Below are 19,166 nucleotides of genomic sequence, written 5' to 3'. Positions count from 1 at the left end.
TGACGAACCGACTGTTCCGGGCTATAATGTAGCAAATGTAAAATATATTTTACACGACAAAGGAGGTGTGTCCCGTGGCCGCACTGCACAATACACTGATGAACCTGCCCCAGGTGCCGACGGTCATTATCTCCGTGGCTCTGATGCTGTTTTCCGGCTTTCTGCTCACCCGCATTACCAAGCGGCTGCGGCTGCCAAACGTCACCGCCTATATTCTGGCCGGGATCCTGATCGGGCCCTACTGTCTGGATCTGGTGCCCCAGCGGATCATTGACGGCACCGACTTTCTGTCAGACATTGCCCTGGCCTTTATCGCCTTCTCCACCGGCGAGTTTTTCAAGCTCTCCGTGCTGAAGCGCAACGGTATGAAGGTGGTCTGGATCACTGTCTGCGAGGCGGTTCTGGCATCCGTTGCGGTCTTTGTGCTGACCTATTGGATTCTGAGGCTGGAATTGGCTTTCTCCATTGTCCTTGCCGCCCTGGCCTCTGCCACGGCACCTGCCTCCACCATGATGACCATCCGGCAGACCGGCGCCCATGGCGACTTTGTGGATACCCTTCTTCAGGTGGTAGCCCTGGACGATGTGGTAGGGCTGGTACTCTATTCCATCGCCATCTCCGTGGCGCTGGCCTCTCTGGACGGCACCGGCTTTACCCTGAGCGCTTTGCTCCGACCGGTGACTCTGAACATTCTGATTATGGCTTTGGGCGGCATGTTCGGCCTTTTCATGAAGCTGCTCATGCCCAGCAACCGCTCTACAGACAACAAGCTGATTATTTCCATTGCCTTGCTGTTCTCCTTCTGCGGCATCTGCGCCCTGCTGGATATTTCTCCGCTGCTGGGCTGCATGGCTATGGGCACAGTATATACCAATATTGCGGAGAACGATAAGCTCTTTAAGCAGCTGGGCTATTTCAGCCCCCCGATTCTGCTGCTGTTCTTTGTCCGCTCCGGTATGTCCTTCCGGCTGGACGCGCTGGTATCCGCCAGCGGCGCCATGAACGGCGTGCCGCTGCTGGTTATCGGCGGCACCTATTTTCTGGTGCGCATTCTGGGCAAATATCTGGGTGCCTGGCTGGGCTGCCGGATGGTAAAAAAGGGCCGTCTGGTCCGCAATTATCTGGGCCTGGCCCTGATTCCCCAGGCCGGCGTGGCCATCGGACTGGCTGCTTTGGGTGCCCGGACTTTGGGCGGGACCATGGGTGAGGACCTGCAGACCATTATTCTGGCCTCCAGCGTTCTCTATGAACTGATCGGCCCCGGGTGCGCCAAGCTGGCGCTGTACCTGTCCCGGTCCTATTCCACCCGTCTGGAGGATCTGGCCCCGGTGGAGCCGGTCACAGAGGCCGGGCAGCCGAAAAACGATGTGCAGCTTCTGATCGAGCGGATTCAGAAGATTCAGAAGTCGCTGCCGGAGCATGAACCCGCCGTGAGCGAAGAGGAGGCGGCCTTTACGGAGGCCGCGGAGGAGCACTTTGCACACAGCCAGCTTCAGCGGCGCTATTTCTCAATGCGGAGGTAATACATATGGAAAACGATTGGATTGGGGCCCTTTTGGGCGAATGGAGCACAGGTCTTACCCTGCCGGGCGTGCTGTTCCGGCTGGCGCTCAGCGTGACGCTGTCGGCAATCATCGGCTGCGAGCGCTCCAGCAAGCGCCATTCCGCCGGACTGCGGACCTTTATTCTGGTATGTCTGGCGGGCTGCGGCACCATGCTCATGGACCAGTATCTCATGCTGCAATTGGGCGCGCCTGTGCCCATTCTCTCCGCCGCGGCGGTGATCGGCACCGCTACCATCAGCGGCAACTCCATCCTGTTCAGCTCCAAAAGCCAGATCAAGGGGCTGACCACCTCGGTAGGCCTCTGGTGCTGCGCCGTCGTCGGCATGGCTCTGGGCGCGGGGGTCTATACGGTAGCAGTAGGGCTGTTTCTCGCCATGCTGGCCTGCATGTCCAGTCTTCCGGTATTGGAAAAGCACCTGAAGGACCGCTCCAACCACTTTGAAGTCCATTTGGAACTGAAAAACAAAAGCGATCTGCCGGATTTCGTCTCCACCGTCCGGGCTCTGGGTATCCGTATCGATGATATCGAATCCAACCCGGCCTACCTGAATTCCGGCATCAGCGTCTTCTCTGTTTCCTTTACTGTGGCCAGTAAGGAACTGAAGCAGTACAAAAAGCACGAAGACATCATTTCCGCCCTCCGCTCGCTGGATTATGTATACCACATTGAGGAAATGTAATTTTCACCGACAAAAGCGGTCCCGCAGACTTTGATACAGCCTGCGGGACCGTTTTTCTTTGAACATTCGTTATGGGGCATCTCATACAGGCTGCCGGTTCGGCAACCCGGTATATGGACCCCATATTTCATGGTTTTCTACGCATCCACAGTCTCTGTAAGCGTGGTTTCCGTTTCAAAGCACTTATGTACCAGTTCGTTTCCCTGGGTATCCCGGATGATGAGTTCCAAATCGGGGCCGTCCTTGCGGATGGCAGGAGTGACCCCCAGGCTCTGCAGCTGGTGCAGAACGGTTTGATCTGAAAAGTCCGGAGAAATGGTGGCTTCGACCGTGAAGCATTCCAGGGCAGCGAGACTGAGGAACTGATCCGGATCTGTCTGAGCCTGCATGGTTTCGGTCAGATAGGCTACATACATCCTGTAGTCTTCCTGCCACGCACTGTAAGCGGAGTCTTGCAGATGGCTTCCCAGGCCGCACTGGTCCTGTAGAAACGCGCCCAGGGAATCGGTTGCCTTCAGTGCCCCAGATGGATTCAGATGGCGGCCCTCGTCGTACCAGTCCGTATTGAAATCAATCAGATCCATGTACTGCTGATTCAGCGTTTTGGCACCTAATGCTTCCCCCAAGGCCATGGCGGTATTGCACGCCCGCTGCCATTCCTCGGAGATTTGGCCAGGGATGTAGACGAGCACAGGGATAATATCATTCTCCTGGCAGAAGATGATAAATTTCTCGATATAATCCATGGCAATGGTCCGTGCTTCCAGACGGTCCGTCTCCGGAAGCAGGGGGATCCGTTCCAAGGCCACCGTACCAACGCGAAGCTCGGAGCCCTTTTCCGGGGAGGCCTGCATGCAGCCAGCCAGCCCCCGCTCCACCATTTCCGTATCCAGTTCCTTCCAGCGGTTATGGTACACGTCCAATGGGAACAGCAGTTCCATCCGGTCTCCCTTGTTTGCGAAAATGTCCCGCACCGCCTGAATCTTCAGACGGGACAGCGGATAGGGGTCGAACAGCTCATGGGCCAGACCCAGTTCCATTTCCGTATAGTCAGAACCCGCAAACAGCACATCCAGCACGGCGACCTTGGGCTTGTGCTTTTCCACGGCCAGCCGCATTTCCCAGTAGCTGGCAGCCAGGGAGGCCCCGTGCCCCCCCAGATCATAAGCGGTAATTCCGTAATTCTTCCACAGTTCCATGGGGTAAATGCCATTGACCATATGGCTGGAACCGAAGAGGAGAACATCATATTGCCGGTCGTCCTGAAGAAAAGCGCCATTTTTTTCAGGCCCGTCCGTAATAGCCAAGGCACGGCTCAGGAAGACGACGCCGGAAATTACCAGCGCCAGCAGCACCAGCACACTGATAACGCGCTTAAAACTTGAAATAAATGAAGCTGGATGCATCGAAGCCGTTCCCCCAAATTCCAAAAGTAATGATAATCAGCATAAACGCCGCCAGTGCCAGCTCCCGGAAGAGCCAGTTCTGCCGCCCGAACCACTCGGTGATACCATGGCCCCGGCAGCGCAGGGCATCGATCAGCGTCATGCCCCCTGTACAGAGCAGCAGCGCCCAGAATTCCTGCCGGTCCAAGCCCATGGTATAAAAGGCCTCGCCCACCAGAGCCGTGGGGGTCAGATTCGTAAAAATCACCCGCAGCATGGCAATTGCGGCTTCCAGTCCGTCCGCCCGGAAAAACAGCCAGGCAAAATCCACCAGCAAAAATGTAATGGCCATGCGGAAGAGCCGGTAGGAGGCGGTTTCCCGGTCAACGCGCAGCGCGTTGAGCATCTTTTCCCGCAGTGGCTTTGTAATACCGCCGAAGATCTGGTAAAGCCCATGGATGGCGCCCCATACCACAAAGTTCCACATGGCCCCATGCCACAGACCGCTGACCAGAAAAACGATCAGAACATTACGGTATTTTTTCCAGACCGCGCACCGGCTGCCGCCCAAGGGGAAATAGACATAATCCCGGAACCAGGTGCTGAGAGAGATGTGCCACCGCCGCCAGAATTCCTGGATGGACTGAGCGAAATAGGGCGTATCAAAGTTTTTCGGCAGATGGATGCCCAGCATTTCCGCCGCGCCGATGGCCATATAGGAGTAGCCCGCAAAGTCGCCGTAGATTTGCAGGGCATAGACCAGAGTGGCGAACACCAGGAAGATGCCGGAATAACTCTCATAGCTGCCATAGACCGTATTGACGAGGATCGCCGCCCGGTCCGCAATGCAGAGCTTCAGGAAAAAGCCCCAGGTCAGGATCAGGAAGCCCCGGCGCAGCTGGGAAAAGTCCGCCTTTTGCGGCTTCTCATACTGGGGCAGCAGTTGGTCGCCCCGGCCGATAGGGCCGGAGAGGATCTGCGGGAAGAAGGAGACAAACAGCGCAAGCCGCAAAAAATTCTTTTCCGGCTTGTATTTGCCTTTATAGACGTCGATCAGGTACCCCGCCGCCTGGAAGGTGAAAAAGGAGATACCCGCGGGCTGCAGAAGGCTGACCCGGGGCAGAGGCGCGCCAAGCCCCAGCTTCGTCAACAGGGCATTCAGGCTGTAGAGGCCAAAATCCAGGTATTTGAACGCCAACAGCGCCCCCAGCGTACCCAAAAGCCCCAGCAGGAACAGATATTTCCGTCTTTTCCGCTCCAGCAGCAGGCCCAGAACATATACAAGGATCGTGATGCCCAACAGCAGCACGCACCATCGCTTGCCCCAGCTGGCATAGAACAGGTAGCTTGCCAGCAGCAGGAGCCCATTGCGCCATTTCAGGGGACACACCCGTGTCAGCAGCAGTACACTTGGAAAAAACAGCAAAAAGCCGTAGGAATTAAAGACCATACGCCCTCCGTTTGGCGAAATTTCGCCTTTTGCTGTCAGTATATCATACCCGGGCCCTTGGGGCAACCCGAATTTGATACGCTGAGAAAATTCAATACTGTGTCCAGATATTTGATCCGCCTACCTTGTTGACCCTCTGGCAATGACGTTGGAGGTGGTGATATAGGTCTGGATCTGCATATTGGGGTGCCGGATGATATCCGTCAGAAATTTTGCCGCCTGAGCGCCCATATCCCGGACATTGATGTCCACCACCGTCAGAGGCGGCTCCATGATCTGGGAGAAGGGATAGTCGTCAAAGGCCATGATCCCCATATCCTTCGGAATGCGCATTTCCCTTTTCAGCACCGCGTCCACGCAGCCAAGGGCAATATAGTTATTGGCGCAGATAATGGCATCCGGCAGCTGCTTCTGGTTCAGAAGGCCCTCCGTCATGCGGAAGCCGTCCGCCCGGGTGGATTCTCCCAGCCAGATATACTGATCCTCTAATCTTTCTCCCCCGTTGGCAAGTCCCTGCTTCACGCCTTGCAGGCGGAGGGCAGAGCCCAAATCATAGGATCTGCCGCCGATGAAGGCCAGACGCCGATAGCCCCGGGACAGAAGGTACCCGGCGGCTACCGCGCCGGAATAGGTATTGCTGTTATCGATCCAGCAGACCTGGCTTTCAAAGTCCGGCGCTCCCAGAACGATATGGGGAAACCGCAGCCGGGTCAGCACGGCTGCCAGAGGATGGGACATAACGCCCACATGGATGGCGATGGCATCCGCGCTTCGGCGGGAGATGATCTCCTCCGCAATGCCGCAGGCGGAGGTGGCGTCCGCGCCCCGCAGGATCAGCCGGTAGCCCCGTCTGCACAGGGCCTCCTCCAGTCCGGCGATAATCTCAAACATATGGGGATTCCGGAACGCCGCATTGGGGGAAAGATTGGCCAGCAGCACCACCGTATGGTTGGAGCCGCTGGCGAAGCTCTGAGCATTGGCATTGGGATAATAATTCATCTCCCGCATAATGCCCCGGACCCGCTCCGCCGTCTTTTCGGAAATGCTGTAGTGTCCGTTCAGGACCTTGGAAACCGTGGAGATCGATACCCCCGCCGCCTCGGCCACATCCTTGATTGTCACGCCCATGCTGCTTCACCGCCTTTCAGTTTTGTTATAGTATAGCATGAATTTCCCCGGCCCGAAAGGGTCGGGGAAAGGTTTTAATGGCAGGTTATCACAAATCCCCCCGAAGACAGGGTGCTATCCTCAAGGCCCTCCGCCCAATAAAGTTTTTCCGCGGAAACAGGGATATCCGCCGGGGCATCCCCGGCGTTGACAGTCACCGTCACCGCGTCCTCTCCGAGGCTCCGGCGGAAGCAGAACACCCGGCTGCCTGTCTCGGCGGACAGCACTCGAAAGTCCCCCGCCCGCAGCGGCGCAAGGGCATGGCGCATGGCTATGGCTTTCCTGAAAAAGGCCAGCAGGGATAGATTGCCAGCCTCCCAGGGCATGGGCGCGCGGTATTCCTCCTCCCGGATACCCTGAATGCCCAGCTCGTCCCCATAAAACACGGTGGGCATTCCCACAAAGCACATCATGAAGAGAACCGCCAGGCGATAACCGGCCGTATCTCCCCCGCACAGGGACAGGAAGCGGCTGACATCGTGGCTGTCCAGCAGATTCAGCTGGGCGGGGAGCATCTGCAACCGGTAGCGCATGAGCATATCCGTAACCCGGCCGGAAAATTCCGCCGCGTCTATGCGCTTTTCGGCAAAGAAGGCCCGGCAGTGCTTCCGGAAGTCGTAGTTCATGGTGGAGTCGAACATATCCCCCCGGAGCCAGTGACCGGCACTTTCCCAGACCTCGCCGATGAGCAGAGCCTCCGGGTCAACTCCCTTGACAGCCTCCCGAAAGGCCCGCCAGAAGCCGTCATTGACCTCGCTGGCCACATCCAGCCGCCAGCCGTCGATGTGGTATTCCCGGACCCAGTAGGTCCCCACGTCGCAGAAGTATTTCCGGACCTCGGGGTTCGCGGTGTTCAGTTTCGGCATCATGCGCTCATAGGCAAAGCAGGCGTAGTCCGGGAGCTCTTCGGCCGTTTCGGGCCGGCGGACAGGAAAGGTCAGGTCATAAAACCAGTCCTTATAGGGGGACTTTTCCTGATTTTTCAGCACGTCCTCAAAGGCGAAAAAATGCCAGCCGCAGTGATTGAATACTCCGTCAATGATGACCCGGATATTGGCGGCATGCAGGGCCTCTACCATTTCCCGGAATGCTCCGTCACCGCCGAAGCAGGGGTCTGCATGATAATAGTCCAGCAGATCGTACTTGTGGTATTCCCCGGCGGCGAAGATGGGATTTAAGTAGACGCAATTGATGCCAAGGTTCTTCAGGTAGTCTATATTCCGAGTCACGCCCTCCAGCGTTCCGCCCAGCCGCCCCCGCAGGGTCTGCCCCCCGAATTGCCGGGGCTGAGATGTGCCCGCAATGCGGCATTTGCCTGAGGCGAAGCTGTCCGGGAAGATGTTATAGACCACCGCGTCCTTTACCCATTCCGGCACCCGGGCAATATCCGCCCGATGGTTGAAGGGCAGCTTGAAATACTCCGAGCGGTCCTGGGCCAGCTGATTGGTAAACAGGCCGCTGTAATAAAGTGTTGTCTGCTCGCCATCGTCCAGCTGAAAATAGTAGTACACCCGGTTATATGGGCTTTCCACGATTACCTGCCAGTAGTCGTGGCAGATATCGGACAGGATCTTCTCCATAGGCACAGCGGTGAAGAGGATCGGGTTCACCCGGCAGGCCGTGTCGGCGTAGAAAAGCGTGACATGCTTCAAATCGTCCCTGGCGCAGCGCAGCCGGTAGACAATGCGCCTTTCATCCAGCCCGCAGCAGTATTCCGACATGGGGATGTGCAAAACGGCATCCTGCTTCATCCCTTCACACCTCCGGCGGTCAGTCCCGACGTCATGTACTTCTGACACAGGAAGAAAATCACCAGCACCGGCAGGGATACCGTAATGGCCGCCGCCGCGAAGACGGGCCAGGAGCCGGTCATCTCCGTGGCCTGCAAAGCGTTCAGTCCGGCGGCAAGGGTGTACTTGCTCTCCCCTGTCAGGAAGGTGGTGGCGTAGATATACTCGTTCCACACATAAATCAGCACCTGCAGCGCTGTCGTGACAATGCTGGGTTTTGCCAGAGGCATGACGATTTTTAGAACGATCTGAGTATCGGTTGCGCCGTCAATTCTGGCGGCCTCCTCAATTTCCGTGGGAATGGTGTCAAAGTAGCCCTTGGTGTTCCACAGGCTGAATACCGCCATGGTGCCGGTATAGACCAGAACCAGCCCCAGCCGGGTATTGACCAGTCCCATGGGCCGCAGCAGGCGGTAAATGGCAAACATGGAGAGGATCGCCGGAAAGGAATTCAGCAGAACCAGGCATCGCAGAATCGCTTTTCTGCCCGGAAACCGGCGGCGGGAAAAGCAGTAGGCAGCCGGAACCGCCACCAGCAGGGACAGAAACACCGTCACGATTGCCAGAAAGACCGTATTCCGGAACCAAACCGTAATGTTCTCCCCAAAGAGGACTTCCTGATAGTTTTTCAGGGTGAAATTTCTGGGAATAAAGGAGAAATCCGAGCTTAACAGGCTGTTGGAGCCGCTGAAGGAGACGCTTAAGGCATAGAGAATGGGAATCAGGGTCAGAAAGCACAGGGCGAGGAAAAACAGATTCAGCGCCGTCAGGCCTAACCCCTCCCGCAATTGGCGTTTTGTCATCAGGCATCCTCCTTCAGCTGGAATTTCGCGGAGAACAGGAGCAGCAGCCCGAAGATGATCATGGAAATGGCCGAGGAATAGCCGTAATTATTGGTGATAAAGGCGTTTTCGTAGGCATAGGTCAGGATGGTGTGGAATCCGGAGCCGGTTTTCGCCCCGGCCTGCTGCGTCAGCAGGTACACCACATCAAACTGCTTGAAGGTGGTAAACACCGTGATGATCACCGCCGGGGCGATGATGGGCCGCATGGCGGGGATGGTGATGTACCTTGCCCGGGCAAAAGCCCCCGCGCCGTCCAGAATCGCGCTTTCATAGTAGCTTTTGTCAATGCTCTGCAGAGCCCCGTCCATGATCATGATCATAAACGGCAGGGCCAGCCAGAGATTGACCACCGTGCAGCACAGAAATGCCGAGACATCGGAGGAAAGCCACCGGACTGCTGCAAAGCCCAGCCTTTCCAGCCACTGATTCAGCAAACCGAACTGGGTGTTGAACATGCCGGTTTTCCAGAGCAGAATGCCCACATAGCCGGGCATGGCCCAGGGAAACATGAGAATTGTTTTGTAGAGCTTCCGCAGCCGGAGCTTTTGAATATTCAGAAGGTTCGCCAGGACAAAGGCAATCACCAGCTGTAACGCCATGCTGACCGCCGTCCACAGGATCGTTGCCAGCAGGGCCGACAGGAAGCCGGAATCGAAGACGAACAGCGCCCGGATGTAATTGTCCAGCCCTACCAGAGTGAAGTCAAACCAGTGGTAGACGTTCATATTGGTCAGACTGATGTAAAAGGTATAGAGTATGGGGAACACCACCATCAGTCCAATCAGCAGCAGAGAAGGGGCTGACCAGACATAGGAGCGGATCCATTCCCGCCGTTTCTTTTTCTCCATAGGCATTTTCCTTTTAGCGCATACCCGCAATCAGGCTCTCCGCCTGTTCTTTCGCCCCTTGGAAGCTGGAGGGAATGTCCTTGCCGGACAGGTTCACATCCGTCAGGAGGTTGCCGACCACTGTCCACATAACGTCCATCTCAGGGATATTGGGCATGGGTACGGCGATTTCCGCCGTCTGCCGCATGGCCTGGACCAGCGTGTCCTCCGCGACCCGGGAATCCTCGTAGCAGGCGCTGTTGGCCGGTGCGCAGCCGCTGGCCAGGGCCAGAGAGGTGCCGATTTCCGGCTTTGCCAGTACCCCGAGCAGTTCCTTCACCGCGGCGGTTTTCTTTTCGGCGGCGGCCTTCAGAACGTGTACGCCCTGGACGCCGGAATAAGGCGCCAGCGCCAGACCGGTTTCATCCACAGTGGGCATAGGCGCAATACCGAGGTCGATTCCGGCCTCTCTGGCAGAGGGAACCATCCAGGGGCCGCCGATGGTCGCGTCTGCCTTTCCCTCCAGAAAAAGGGTATTGACGGTATTGTATTCCGTCTCTCCCGGCATGAGACGCACGAATTTGAGATGGTAGGCCAGGGCGTCCTGAACGGCCTGGGCATCCGGGAATGGATTGCCGTCGCTGTCAATAATGGAGCCGCCGAAGCCATGGATCCAGGCGGCGGAATAATAGGCGGTGCTGTGCTGTTCCACAAAGCCATAGCGGCCCCGGCCCGTATTGTTCTCCATGTAGCTGTAGAGTTCCTCCGTCGTAGCGGGAACCTCGTTGTCCTGCATATAGCGGCGGTTGTACATAAACAGCAGAGTCTCAAAGTACAGCGGCAGCTGATACAGGGTATCTTTATAGGCGGCTGCCTGAAGCGTCATGGGAAGGAAATCCTCCAGCGTCCCCTCCTCCAGCAGAGGCTCTATGGGGGCCAGAATCCCCATTTCCGCAAAGACGCCGATTTTATCGTGGGCAAACAGGAACAGGTCCGGCGCGGCGGAAGGGTCGTTGCCCACCAGCTTCAGAGAATCCGTCAGGCTTGTTTTCTTCTCAAATTGAATGTCCAGGTCCGGCACGGCCTGAGAAAGGTATTCGGACAGGGCTGAAATTACCGCATCCTCCTTGTCGTGCCAGATGACCAGCTTGTTCGCGTCCGTGCCGGTTGCCCCGCCGCTGCCGCAAGCGGCCAGACTCAAAAGCATTGCGGCGCACAAAAGCAGACTGAAAAACCGTTTCATAAGTGCCTCCTCAGATAGACCGTCAGCGGGTACACGGCAGCCGTGTACCCGCCGGGGATACAGTCAGTTTACTTCTTTTTCTTCTTGCCGACAAGGGCCGCGCCGCCGCCGATGACTACGACCGCCGCAATGCCGGCAATCAGGCCGGTATTGCCGCCCTTCGTCTCCTCCTGTGGCACATCCGTGGCAGCGGGAGCGGTGGTTTCGGTGGCTTCGGTGGTTTCTGAAGCAGCCGTCTGGGCAGGCTCCTCATAAGAAACCTCCGCGTTTTCAGCATCCGTTACCACGATCCAAACATCCTTGCCGGTATCCACGGACAGGTCGGTGGTCTGCACCGTGCCCTCACTGGCGTTGATGATGATGGAGTTGACCCAGCCGGGTACCTGAATGGTGTACCAGTCGCCGTCCTTGGTCAGGGCCTCGCCGGGCCAGGCGGAGAAAGCGTTGGTGCCGTCCGGCGCGGACCAGGCCCAGCAGCTGGGCTCTGCCCAGTCCTCGGGAACCTGAGCGTGAACGGTGATATCGTCTACCGCCTTGTCGGGGTCCTCATAGCTCAGATCATAGGTCAGGTCCTCATAGACGGTGAGCCACAGCTCCTTGCCCTCAACGCTGATGTCCTCCGTCTGCACGGTGCCCTCATTGCCGTTGATGATCACGGAGTTGATCCAGGTGGGTGCCTTGCAGGTGAACCAACCGTTGTCTCCCTCGGCCATGGCTTTGCCAGGCCAGCTTTCAAAGGCGTTGGTGCCGTCGGGAGCGGACCATGCCCAGAGATTCACGGTCTTCCAGGACAGGGGCACATAGGCATGCACCACAAATTTCTCCACATAGGCGGGAATCTCGCCCCGGAGCTGGGCCTCATAGGAAACAGCCGCGGTCTGATCCTCCGCCACGGTGATCCAGACCTCCTTGCCGGCCTCCACAACGATACCCTCGGTCTGGAGGGCCTTGTCCGTGCCCTGATTGGCGTTGACGATCACATTCTGTACAAAGTCGGGCACATAGGTGTAGTACCAGCCCTCTGCCAGCGCCTCCATTTCCTCGCCGGGCCAGGCGGCGAAGGCATTGGTGCCGTCGTCGGCCCAGGCCCACAGATTGGGCGTGCCCCAGTCCTCCGGCACCTGAACGACCACGGGGATCATGGTGGTTTCCTCCTCTGCCGCATCCGCAAAGGCCGTCATGGACAGCACGCCCAGCAGCAGCACAGCGGACAGCAGAACTGCAACGATCTTTTTCATGGTTTACCCTCCTGTATTTTTGTTGGTAAACCCAATATAGCACCCTCGTTTTCCGCCGTCAACGGAGAATCACGAAAGTAGTTTCGTTATAAAATATGTTCATTTCATACATATTCGTATTTCGTAATTTGTGCATTTCATCCTTAATTTTTCTGAAATTCTTAACATACAGGCAGAATTTTGCCCCCGCAGACTTCTTCGCAGAGAAAGTATTTTCCCAATTTGTTTCCGATCCCGCCTCACTCTATGCTCTGTCAACGGCAGCAGTACCGGGCACTCCGCAAAACGCATAACTTTCCATATCCCTTTTTGCCCGGAATTGTACCGTATATTCATAATACACAAATGCAAAAAAATTTTACTCACTTTTCTATTCAGGATTGACAAGGCATGTTTCGGTGATTATAATAAACCCTGTTCCCGGTATTCTATTTACCGAGGTTACACAGAATGGAGGAAACAATGATGAAAAAGTATTTGGCTATGCTTTTGGCCGTGGTAATGGTCCTGTCCCTGGCTGCCTGCGGCAGCAAGACCGACGCGCCTGCCGCCACCACCGCAGCGCCCGCAGCCGGTGATACCACCGCCGCTGCCGACGCCCCCAAGGAAGAAAGCAAGTATCCCAGCTATTTTGACGGCATGGACGATCTGATCGCCGCGGCGCAGGCCGAGGGTGAGCTGACGGTCTACGGCTCCTGCGAAGAGGAGTACCTGGCCGCCGCCTGCGAGCACTTCCAGGAAGTGTTCGGCATCAAGGTAAACTACCAGCGTCTGTCCACCGGTGAGGTCCAGGCCAAGATTGAAGAGGAGAAGGGCAACCCCTCCGCTGACGTCTGGTTCGGCGGCACCACCGATCCCTACAACGTGCTGGCCAAGGAAGATCTGCTGGAGCCTTACGCCGCCCAGAACGCTTCTCATCTGCTCAGCGACATGTACAAGGATCCCGACGGCAAGTGGTACGGCATCTACAAGGGCATCCTGGGCTTCATGGTCAACACCGATGAACTGGCCCGCCTGAATCTGGAAGCCCCCGCCGACTGGGCCGACCTGCTGAAGCCCGAGTACAAGGGTCTGATCTGGCTGTCCAACTACAACACCGCCGGCACCGCCAAGCTGGTCATTAACACCATGATCCAGAAGTACGGCCACGACGAAGGCATCCAGTACCTGGTTGACCTGGATAAGAATATCGAAGTCTACACCAAGTCCGGCTCCGGCCCCTCCAAGAACGTGGGCACCGGCGAGTGCGTCATCGGCATCGGCTTCCTGCATGACGGTATCACCCAGATCGTGGACAACGGCTACACCAATGTGGAGCTGGTGATTCCCTCCAGCGGCACCTCCTTCGAGGTCGGCGCTACCGCCATGTTCAAGGGTGCTGCCCACTCCAACGCCGCCAAGCTGTGGATTGAGTACGCTCTGTCCCCCGAGTGCGTGAATCTGGCTGCCCAGAACGGCTCCTACCAGTTCCTGGTCATCGACAACGCCACCCAGCCTGAGGTCGCCATGCAGTTCGGCCTGGATCCCGACAACGTCATGGACTATGACTTTGAGGATGCCAAGAACAACATCGGTACCTATATTGAGGAAGTCATGAACGCTCTGAACGCCGGCGGCGCTGATACCGGTGCGGACCGCTTCAAGACTGAGTAATTTTCAGATTCTCATTTCCCGATAGCCAAAGAGGCGGCGGCTTCTGCCGCCGTCTCTTTATTAGCGTTTTCTGTAAGGACGGCAGCCTGCTGCCCGAAATGTATTGCGTCCGGCCCCAGGAAGCCGGGTGCTCAGGCCAGGTGCCGGACAGGCCGCAGGCCGCCGCCCTTACAGAGAGCAGAACAAAGGAGGACCCGCCTATGGCTAAGAACCAGAGCGCGGCACTGGACCGGAAAAAGCTGATGGCTGACCCCATTCTGATGACCACCATTGTCGTGCTGATCGCATTTTTAACACTGTTTATCCTCTATCCCCTGGCCATTCTGCTGGTGGACAGCTTTGTGGGAGACGGCGGCTTCAGCTTCAACGTGTTCAAGCGCATTTTTGCCATGCCCACCTTTACCCACGCCATTACCAATACACTGAAGGTGGGCTTTCTGGTAGGCATTCTCTCCACATTGGTGGGCCTGCTGTTTGCCTATGTGGAAGTATATGTGAAGATGGATAAGTTTGTGGGCGGCCTGTTCAAGGTCGTGTCCATGCTGCCCGTGGTCTCGCCCCCCTTCGTGCTGAGCCTTTCCATGATCATGCTCTTCGGCAAGGCCGGCATCATCACCCGGTTCCTGCTGAAAATCTATGACAACAGCGTTTATGGCTTCTGGGGCATCGCCGTGGTCCAGACCCTGACCTTCTTCCCCGTCTGCTACATGATGCTGAAGGGCCTGCTGAAAAATATTGACCCCTCTCTGGAGGAGGCCTCCCGGGATATGGGCGCTTCCCGCTGGAAGGTGTTCACCAGCGTAACCCTGCCTCTGATGCTGCCGGGTCTGGGCAACGCGTTTCTCGTGACCTTTATCGAGTCCATCGCAGATTTTGCCAACCCCATGATCATCGGCGGCTCCTATGACACTCTGGCCACCACCATCTACTTACAGATCACCGGCGCCTACGACAAAGCCGGCGCCGCAGCCATGGCCGTGGTGCTGCTGTGCATCACGCTCTGTATGTTTGCCGTCCAGAAGTATTATCTGGAGCGCAAAACTGCCGCCACCCTGACGGGCAAGGCCTCCCGGGGCCGGATGCTCATTACGGATAAGAGCGTAAAGATCCCTCTGACCGTTCTGTGCACACTGGTGGCCATTTTCGTCATCATGATGTACCTGTGCGTGCCCATCGGGGCCTGCTTCCCCACCTGGGGCTTCAAGTTCTTCCCGCTGACAGGCAAGTGGTTCAAGCTGGTCTTCTCCCGCTACCACGGACTTCAGGCTTTCCGGGATTCTTTCATCCTGAGCCTGATCGCCTCCCCCATTACGGCGCTGCTGAGTATGATCATCTCCTATCTGGTGGTCAAGCGGAAGTTCAAAGCCAAGGGCTTCATAGAGGCAGTATCCATGCTGGCCATGGCCGTGCCCGGCACGGTGCTGGGCGTTGGCTATATCCGGGGCTTCTCCGGCGGCCTGTTCCACACGGGACTTTTGCAGGGGCTTTACGGCACCGGCGCCATTCTGATTATCGTCTTCGTGGTCCGTTCCCTGCCCACAGGCACCCGCAGCGGTATTTCCGCCCTGCGGCAGATTGACAAGTCCATTGAGGAATCCGCCTATGACATGGGTGCGGACAGCTTCCGGGTATTCATGACCGTGACTCTGCCCCTCATCAAGGATTCCTTCCTCAGCGGCCTTGTCACCGCCTTTGTCCGCAGCATTACCGCCATTTCCGCCATTATCCTGCTGGTGACGCCCCAGTTCCTGCTCATCACCGTGCAGATCAACGAGTTTGCCGAAAAAGGATCCTACAGTCTGGCCTGTGCCTTTGCAACCATCCTCATCGGCATTACCTACGGGAGCGTCTTGCTCATGAATCTGGTCACAAAATACTTCGGCACCAGCAGAAAAATCAAGGAGGGCAAGTAAGCCATGGAAAAGAAGAAAAAAGGTGTGCGCCTGGAGCACATTTCCAAAATCTACCAGGATCCCAAAACCGGCAGGCCTTTTTATGCCGTCAGGGATAACTCTCTGACCATTGCCCCCGGCGAGTTTGTCACCCTGCTTGGGCCCTCCGGCTGCGGCAAAACCACAACTCTGCGGATGATCGCGGGCTTCGAAAGCCCGGACGAGGGCGAAATCTATCTGGGCGACGAGCCCATCAACGCCCTGACCCCCAACAAGCGGGACACCGCCATGGTGTTCCAGAGCTACGCCCTGCTCCCCCACTACAACGTCTTTGACAATGTGGCCTACGGCCTGAAGCTGCGCCACGTCCCCAAGGACCAGATCAAAGAGCGGGTCATGAAAATTCTGGATCTGGTGGAGCTGACGGGCATGGAGGGCCGCATGACCAACCAGCTCTCCGGCGGCCAGCAGCAGCGTGTGGCCCTGGCCCGGGCCCTGGTCATCGAGCCCAGCGTGCTGCTGTTTGACGAGCCTCTTTCCAACCTGGATGCCAAGCTGAGAGTTACCATGCGGACGGAGATCCGCCGCATCCAGCAGGAGGTGGGCATCACCGCCATCTATGTCACCCACGACCAGAGCGAGGCCATGGCCCTGTCCGACCGGATCATCATCATGCGCTCCGGCGTGGTCGAGCAGATTGGTTCCCCTCAGGAGATCTACTATCACCCCGTCAACGAGTTCGTGGCCGACTTCATCGGTGAAGCAAACTTCCTGAAGGGCAAGCTGGAGGCTCTGGAGAACGGCCGTGCCCGGATCAACGTGTCCGGAGACATTTGCCACGCCGCCCCGGTTCCCGGTATGGAGGTCGGCAGGGACTACACCATTGTCCTGCGTCCTGAGGCCGCCGCTCTGGCGGAGGAAGGCGGATTGCCCTGTGAGGTCGTCCTCTCCTGCTTCATGGGCAGCTACCAGAACTACCACGTCATGGTAGGCGACACTCTGGTCAAGCTGACGGATCCCAATCCCAAGAACAAGCGGGTGTATCAGGTGGGCGACAAGTGCCATCTGGTCTTCGATCCGGAGAATGTCCACGTGCTGTAACGCAGTCTTTTCGCAACTCAAAAAAGCCGTGCGGATGGATTCCATCTGCACGGCTTTCTTTTGGACTCCGCAAAGCGTATCTGGAAATGCACCGCCCGATACTGTTCAATGAGCTGGTGCTATCCGACAAGCTCTTTGAGCATTGCGCCGAGATTGACGAGACAGCACGAAACCGCATGGAGCTGATCGTGCGGTCACTGGCAGAGCAAAACGGCGTGACCGAACAGCTGAAAGCCGAAAACCAGATGGAGCGGGTGCGGCAGATGAACGCTTGCAAGGCACAGGCAGAGGAAATTGTGAAAGCGGAATTGATTTATGATTGAGCGAGGAAGTCCGGGCAGAAAACTGTTCGGACTTTTCTCATATCTCACAAAAGTTGAGGTAGAATTGTTTACAAGCTTTATGGTATAATTTGAATGCGAAATTGAGCAACAAATTTATAAAGGAGAATATGGATGAAGCTGTTTTTATGTTCGCACTTTTCAGGTGTAGGAAGTTTGATAAAAGAAGAAATTGATAACAAAAAAGTCGCATTTATTCCAACAGCATCGCTGCGTGAAGGCTACACCGGTTATGTCGGCTCGGCTCGAAAGCTATTTAATAAACTGGGAGCAACCGTAACTGAAATTGATATTTCAACGGAGGCTTATTCAACGATACAATCTGTTTTTGAAGATACGGATGTGATATATTTTACCGGTGGAAATTCTTTTTTCCTTATAGACCAGCTCCGTAAAACGGGAACGGATGAGCTGTTGAAGAAAGAATTGGCAAAGGGAAAACTGATGATCGGCGAATCGGCAGGTGCGATTGTATGCGCTCCTACCATCCAATATATTGAACAAATGGATGAAAAGCCGGAGGACTACTCACAAGAAGATGATGCAGGGCTTGATTTGCTTGATTTCTATGTTCTGCCGCATTATCTTACAGCACCATTTAAGAAAGTTACCGAGAAAATAATGACTGAGTTTTCGGATTTGAATCTATGCCCTATTAACAACCATCAGGGAATTGTAATTGATGGTGAAGGTTCAAAGGTTATTTGCAAAGACTAATTTGAAAATTCCAGTTTGTCGAACAGATATAATCCCTTTAGAAACTAAAAGTCGCACTTCTATACTCTCTGTCGAGAGTAGTGCGTCCTGGGTCGCTTCATTCCCGGTCAGCAGAAGAAAACTGCTCGACCGAGCATGTTTCGTCACGACCTTCCGTCAAGGGAGCTACACCCCCTTGCACCGCTAATGCGGCTATCCCCTGTGTACTTGCCGTCCGCAAACAGCATAAAATGCTGTTCGCCGCCAGCAAGTTTGAAGGCGAATAAAATGAATTTTATGGAACAAGCAAATCGGAATTTGTAGGTGCGATTGATGAAAATTATTGAAGTTAAAGAAAATAAAAAACAATATTTTGATTTGCTCTTATTAGCAGATGAGCAGGAAGATATGGTTGACCGTTATCTTGATAACGGCAAGATGTATGTACTTGATGATAATGGGGTCAAGTGTGAGTGTGTCATAACCGATAAAGAAAATGACATACTTGAAATCAAGAACATTGCGACAGTTCCAGAATATCAAGGGAAAGGTTATGCAAGAGCCTTAATTGAGTTTATTGTTAATAATTACAGAGAGCAATATGCCATTCTGCAAGTGGGAACAGGCGATAGCCCACTGACAATACCATTTTATGAAAAGTGTGGTTTTGTCCGTTCACATATCATATCAAATTTCTTTATAGATAATTATGACCACCCAATCTATGAGAGTGGAATACAGTTGGTAGATATGGTGTATTTGCAAAGACCGTTATAATTAAAATTCCGGTTTGTCTAACTGAACACAAAAACCGAATACCGAAAATCAGACCGTTGACTGGTCGCACTATGCGAAAAGTTGACGGTCTTTTTTTATCCCCAAAATCAAAAAAGGAGGTCAATCACAATGACAAAACCGAAAACCCTTGAACAGCTTCGAGCCGAAAAGGAACGAGCCGAGACGCAGCTTGCACAGGAACAGCACAAGCTGGAGCGTCTGGACCTCCATGGATGTTCCCTGGTCAAATGGCTTCATTGAAGGCTGCAACAACAAAACAAAGGTTCTGAAGCGAATCTGCTTTGTTATGCGGAGTTTCTACAATTTCAGAAAGAGAATCCTTTTCTGCCATACATAAAAACCGTGCCGGAGCTATTCACCCCGACACGATCTATCATCGCTTGGTTTTTTCTCTACCCCAACTATTGACATAGAGCCTAGAAAATCCTGGATTTTACGTCTATCCGGGGGATTGCCACACCAGTGACTCGGTCACTGGCTCGCAATGACATTTCA

16 protein-coding genes and 2 pseudogenes are annotated in these 19,166 nt (G+C 55.4%); 10 read left to right on the top strand and 8 right to left on the bottom strand.

The genetic code is table 11. The features are described from left to right. The first annotated feature begins 74 nt into the window (after window positions 1–74). Window positions 75–1,523, top strand: a complete 1,449-nt coding sequence (locus KQI10_RS05210; protein WP_371818363.1) for a cation:proton antiporter — start codon at window positions 75–77, stop codon at window positions 1,521–1,523. A 5-nt stretch (window positions 1,524–1,528) separates the two neighbouring features. Continuing rightward, window positions 1,529–2,245: an MgtC/SapB family protein gene (locus KQI10_RS05205; RefSeq protein WP_216566353.1), complete on the top strand. Its 717-nt coding sequence runs from the start codon at window positions 1,529–1,531 to the stop codon at window positions 2,243–2,245. Window positions 2,246–2,382: 137 nt separating this feature from the next. On the opposite strand, the gene KQI10_RS05200 is transcribed toward KQI10_RS05205, so the two are convergent. The 8 genes from KQI10_RS05200 to KQI10_RS05165 form a co-directional block, all read right to left on the bottom strand. Then, window positions 2,383–3,651 (bottom strand): hypothetical protein, encoded by a 1,269-nt coding sequence (locus KQI10_RS05200; RefSeq protein WP_216566352.1) that lies wholly within the window; start codon window positions 3,649–3,651, stop codon window positions 2,383–2,385. Continuing rightward, window positions 3,620–5,080, bottom strand: coding sequence for an MBOAT family protein (locus KQI10_RS05195; protein ID WP_216566351.1), 1,461 nt, complete (start codon window positions 5,078–5,080; stop codon window positions 3,620–3,622). Before KQI10_RS05195 ends, KQI10_RS05200 begins: the two co-directional genes overlap by 32 nt. A 120-nt stretch (window positions 5,081–5,200) precedes the next feature. Continuing rightward, window positions 5,201–6,208: a LacI family DNA-binding transcriptional regulator gene (locus tag KQI10_RS05190; RefSeq protein ID WP_216566350.1), complete on the bottom strand. Its 1,008-nt coding sequence runs from the start codon at window positions 6,206–6,208 to the stop codon at window positions 5,201–5,203. A 74-nt stretch (window positions 6,209–6,282) separates the two neighbouring features. Beyond that, window positions 6,283–7,998, bottom strand: coding sequence for a glycoside hydrolase family 13 protein (locus KQI10_RS05185; RefSeq protein ID WP_216566349.1), 1,716 nt, complete (start codon window positions 7,996–7,998; stop codon window positions 6,283–6,285). Next, window positions 7,995–8,840 carry a sugar ABC transporter permease gene (locus tag KQI10_RS05180; protein ID WP_216566348.1) on the bottom strand — a complete coding sequence of 282 codons (846 nt, stop codon included), beginning with the start codon at window positions 8,838–8,840 and terminating at the stop codon, window positions 7,995–7,997. The genes KQI10_RS05185 and KQI10_RS05180 overlap by 4 nt, the downstream gene beginning before the upstream one ends. Beyond that, window positions 8,840–9,730: a carbohydrate ABC transporter permease gene (locus tag KQI10_RS05175; protein ID WP_216566347.1), complete on the bottom strand. Its 891-nt coding sequence runs from the start codon at window positions 9,728–9,730 to the stop codon at window positions 8,840–8,842. Before KQI10_RS05175 ends, KQI10_RS05180 begins: the two co-directional genes overlap by 1 nt. Before the next feature lie 13 nt (window positions 9,731–9,743). Beyond that, a complete protein-coding gene (locus KQI10_RS05170; protein ID WP_216566346.1) occupies window positions 9,744–10,952 on the bottom strand; it encodes an extracellular solute-binding protein in 1,209 nt (402 codons plus the stop codon). Window positions 10,953–11,020: 68 nt separating this feature from the next. After that, window positions 11,021–12,190, bottom strand: a complete 1,170-nt coding sequence (locus tag KQI10_RS05165) for a starch-binding protein (protein WP_216566345.1) — start codon at window positions 12,188–12,190, stop codon at window positions 11,021–11,023. 465 nt (window positions 12,191–12,655) lie between these two features. Between KQI10_RS05165 and KQI10_RS05160 the strand changes: the two genes are divergently transcribed. From KQI10_RS05160 to KQI10_RS05125, 8 genes and pseudogenes are all read left to right on the top strand, one after another. Next, the gene (locus tag KQI10_RS05160) at window positions 12,656–13,843 is read left to right on the top strand and encodes an ABC transporter substrate-binding protein (protein WP_216566344.1); all 1,188 of its coding nucleotides are present in this window, start codon (window positions 12,656–12,658) and stop codon (window positions 13,841–13,843) included. Between the two features lie 200 nt (window positions 13,844–14,043). Continuing rightward, on the top strand, window positions 14,044–15,756 hold the full coding sequence (locus KQI10_RS05155) for an iron ABC transporter permease (RefSeq protein ID WP_216566343.1): 1,713 nt from the start codon (window positions 14,044–14,046) through the stop codon (window positions 15,754–15,756). A gap of 3 nt (window positions 15,757–15,759) precedes the next feature. Further along, on the top strand, window positions 15,760–16,836 hold the full coding sequence (locus tag KQI10_RS05150) for an ABC transporter ATP-binding protein (RefSeq protein WP_216566342.1): 1,077 nt from the start codon (window positions 15,760–15,762) through the stop codon (window positions 16,834–16,836). Window positions 16,837–16,901: 65 nt separating this feature from the next. After that, a pseudogene (locus tag KQI10_RS05145) lies at window positions 16,902–17,159 on the top strand (TnpV protein); the annotation flags it as partial. A 132-nt stretch (window positions 17,160–17,291) separates the two neighbouring features. Continuing rightward, on the top strand, window positions 17,292–17,894 hold the full coding sequence (locus KQI10_RS05140; RefSeq protein ID WP_216566341.1) for a Type 1 glutamine amidotransferase-like domain-containing protein: 603 nt from the start codon (window positions 17,292–17,294) through the stop codon (window positions 17,892–17,894). A 312-nt stretch (window positions 17,895–18,206) separates the two neighbouring features. Continuing rightward, entirely contained in the window at window positions 18,207–18,650 is a 444-nt protein-coding gene (locus tag KQI10_RS05135; protein WP_216566340.1) for a GNAT family N-acetyltransferase, read from the top strand. Window positions 18,651–18,779: 129 nt separating this feature from the next. Continuing rightward, window positions 18,780–18,875: pseudogene (locus KQI10_RS05130) on the top strand (troponin T, cardiac muscle); the annotation flags it as partial. Window positions 18,876–18,879: 4 nt separating this feature from the next. Beyond that, window positions 18,880–19,008, top strand: a complete 129-nt coding sequence (locus tag KQI10_RS05125; RefSeq protein WP_216566339.1) for a transposase — start codon at window positions 18,880–18,882, stop codon at window positions 19,006–19,008. The last annotated feature ends 158 nt before the right edge of the window (window positions 19,009–19,166 follow it).

The sequence above is a fragment of the Pseudoflavonifractor sp. MSJ-30 genome (assembly GCF_018918045.1).
Taxonomy (GTDB): Bacteria; Bacillota; Clostridia; order Oscillospirales; family Oscillospiraceae; genus Faecousia.
This window is presented reverse-complemented; position numbering and strand designations above follow the sequence as displayed.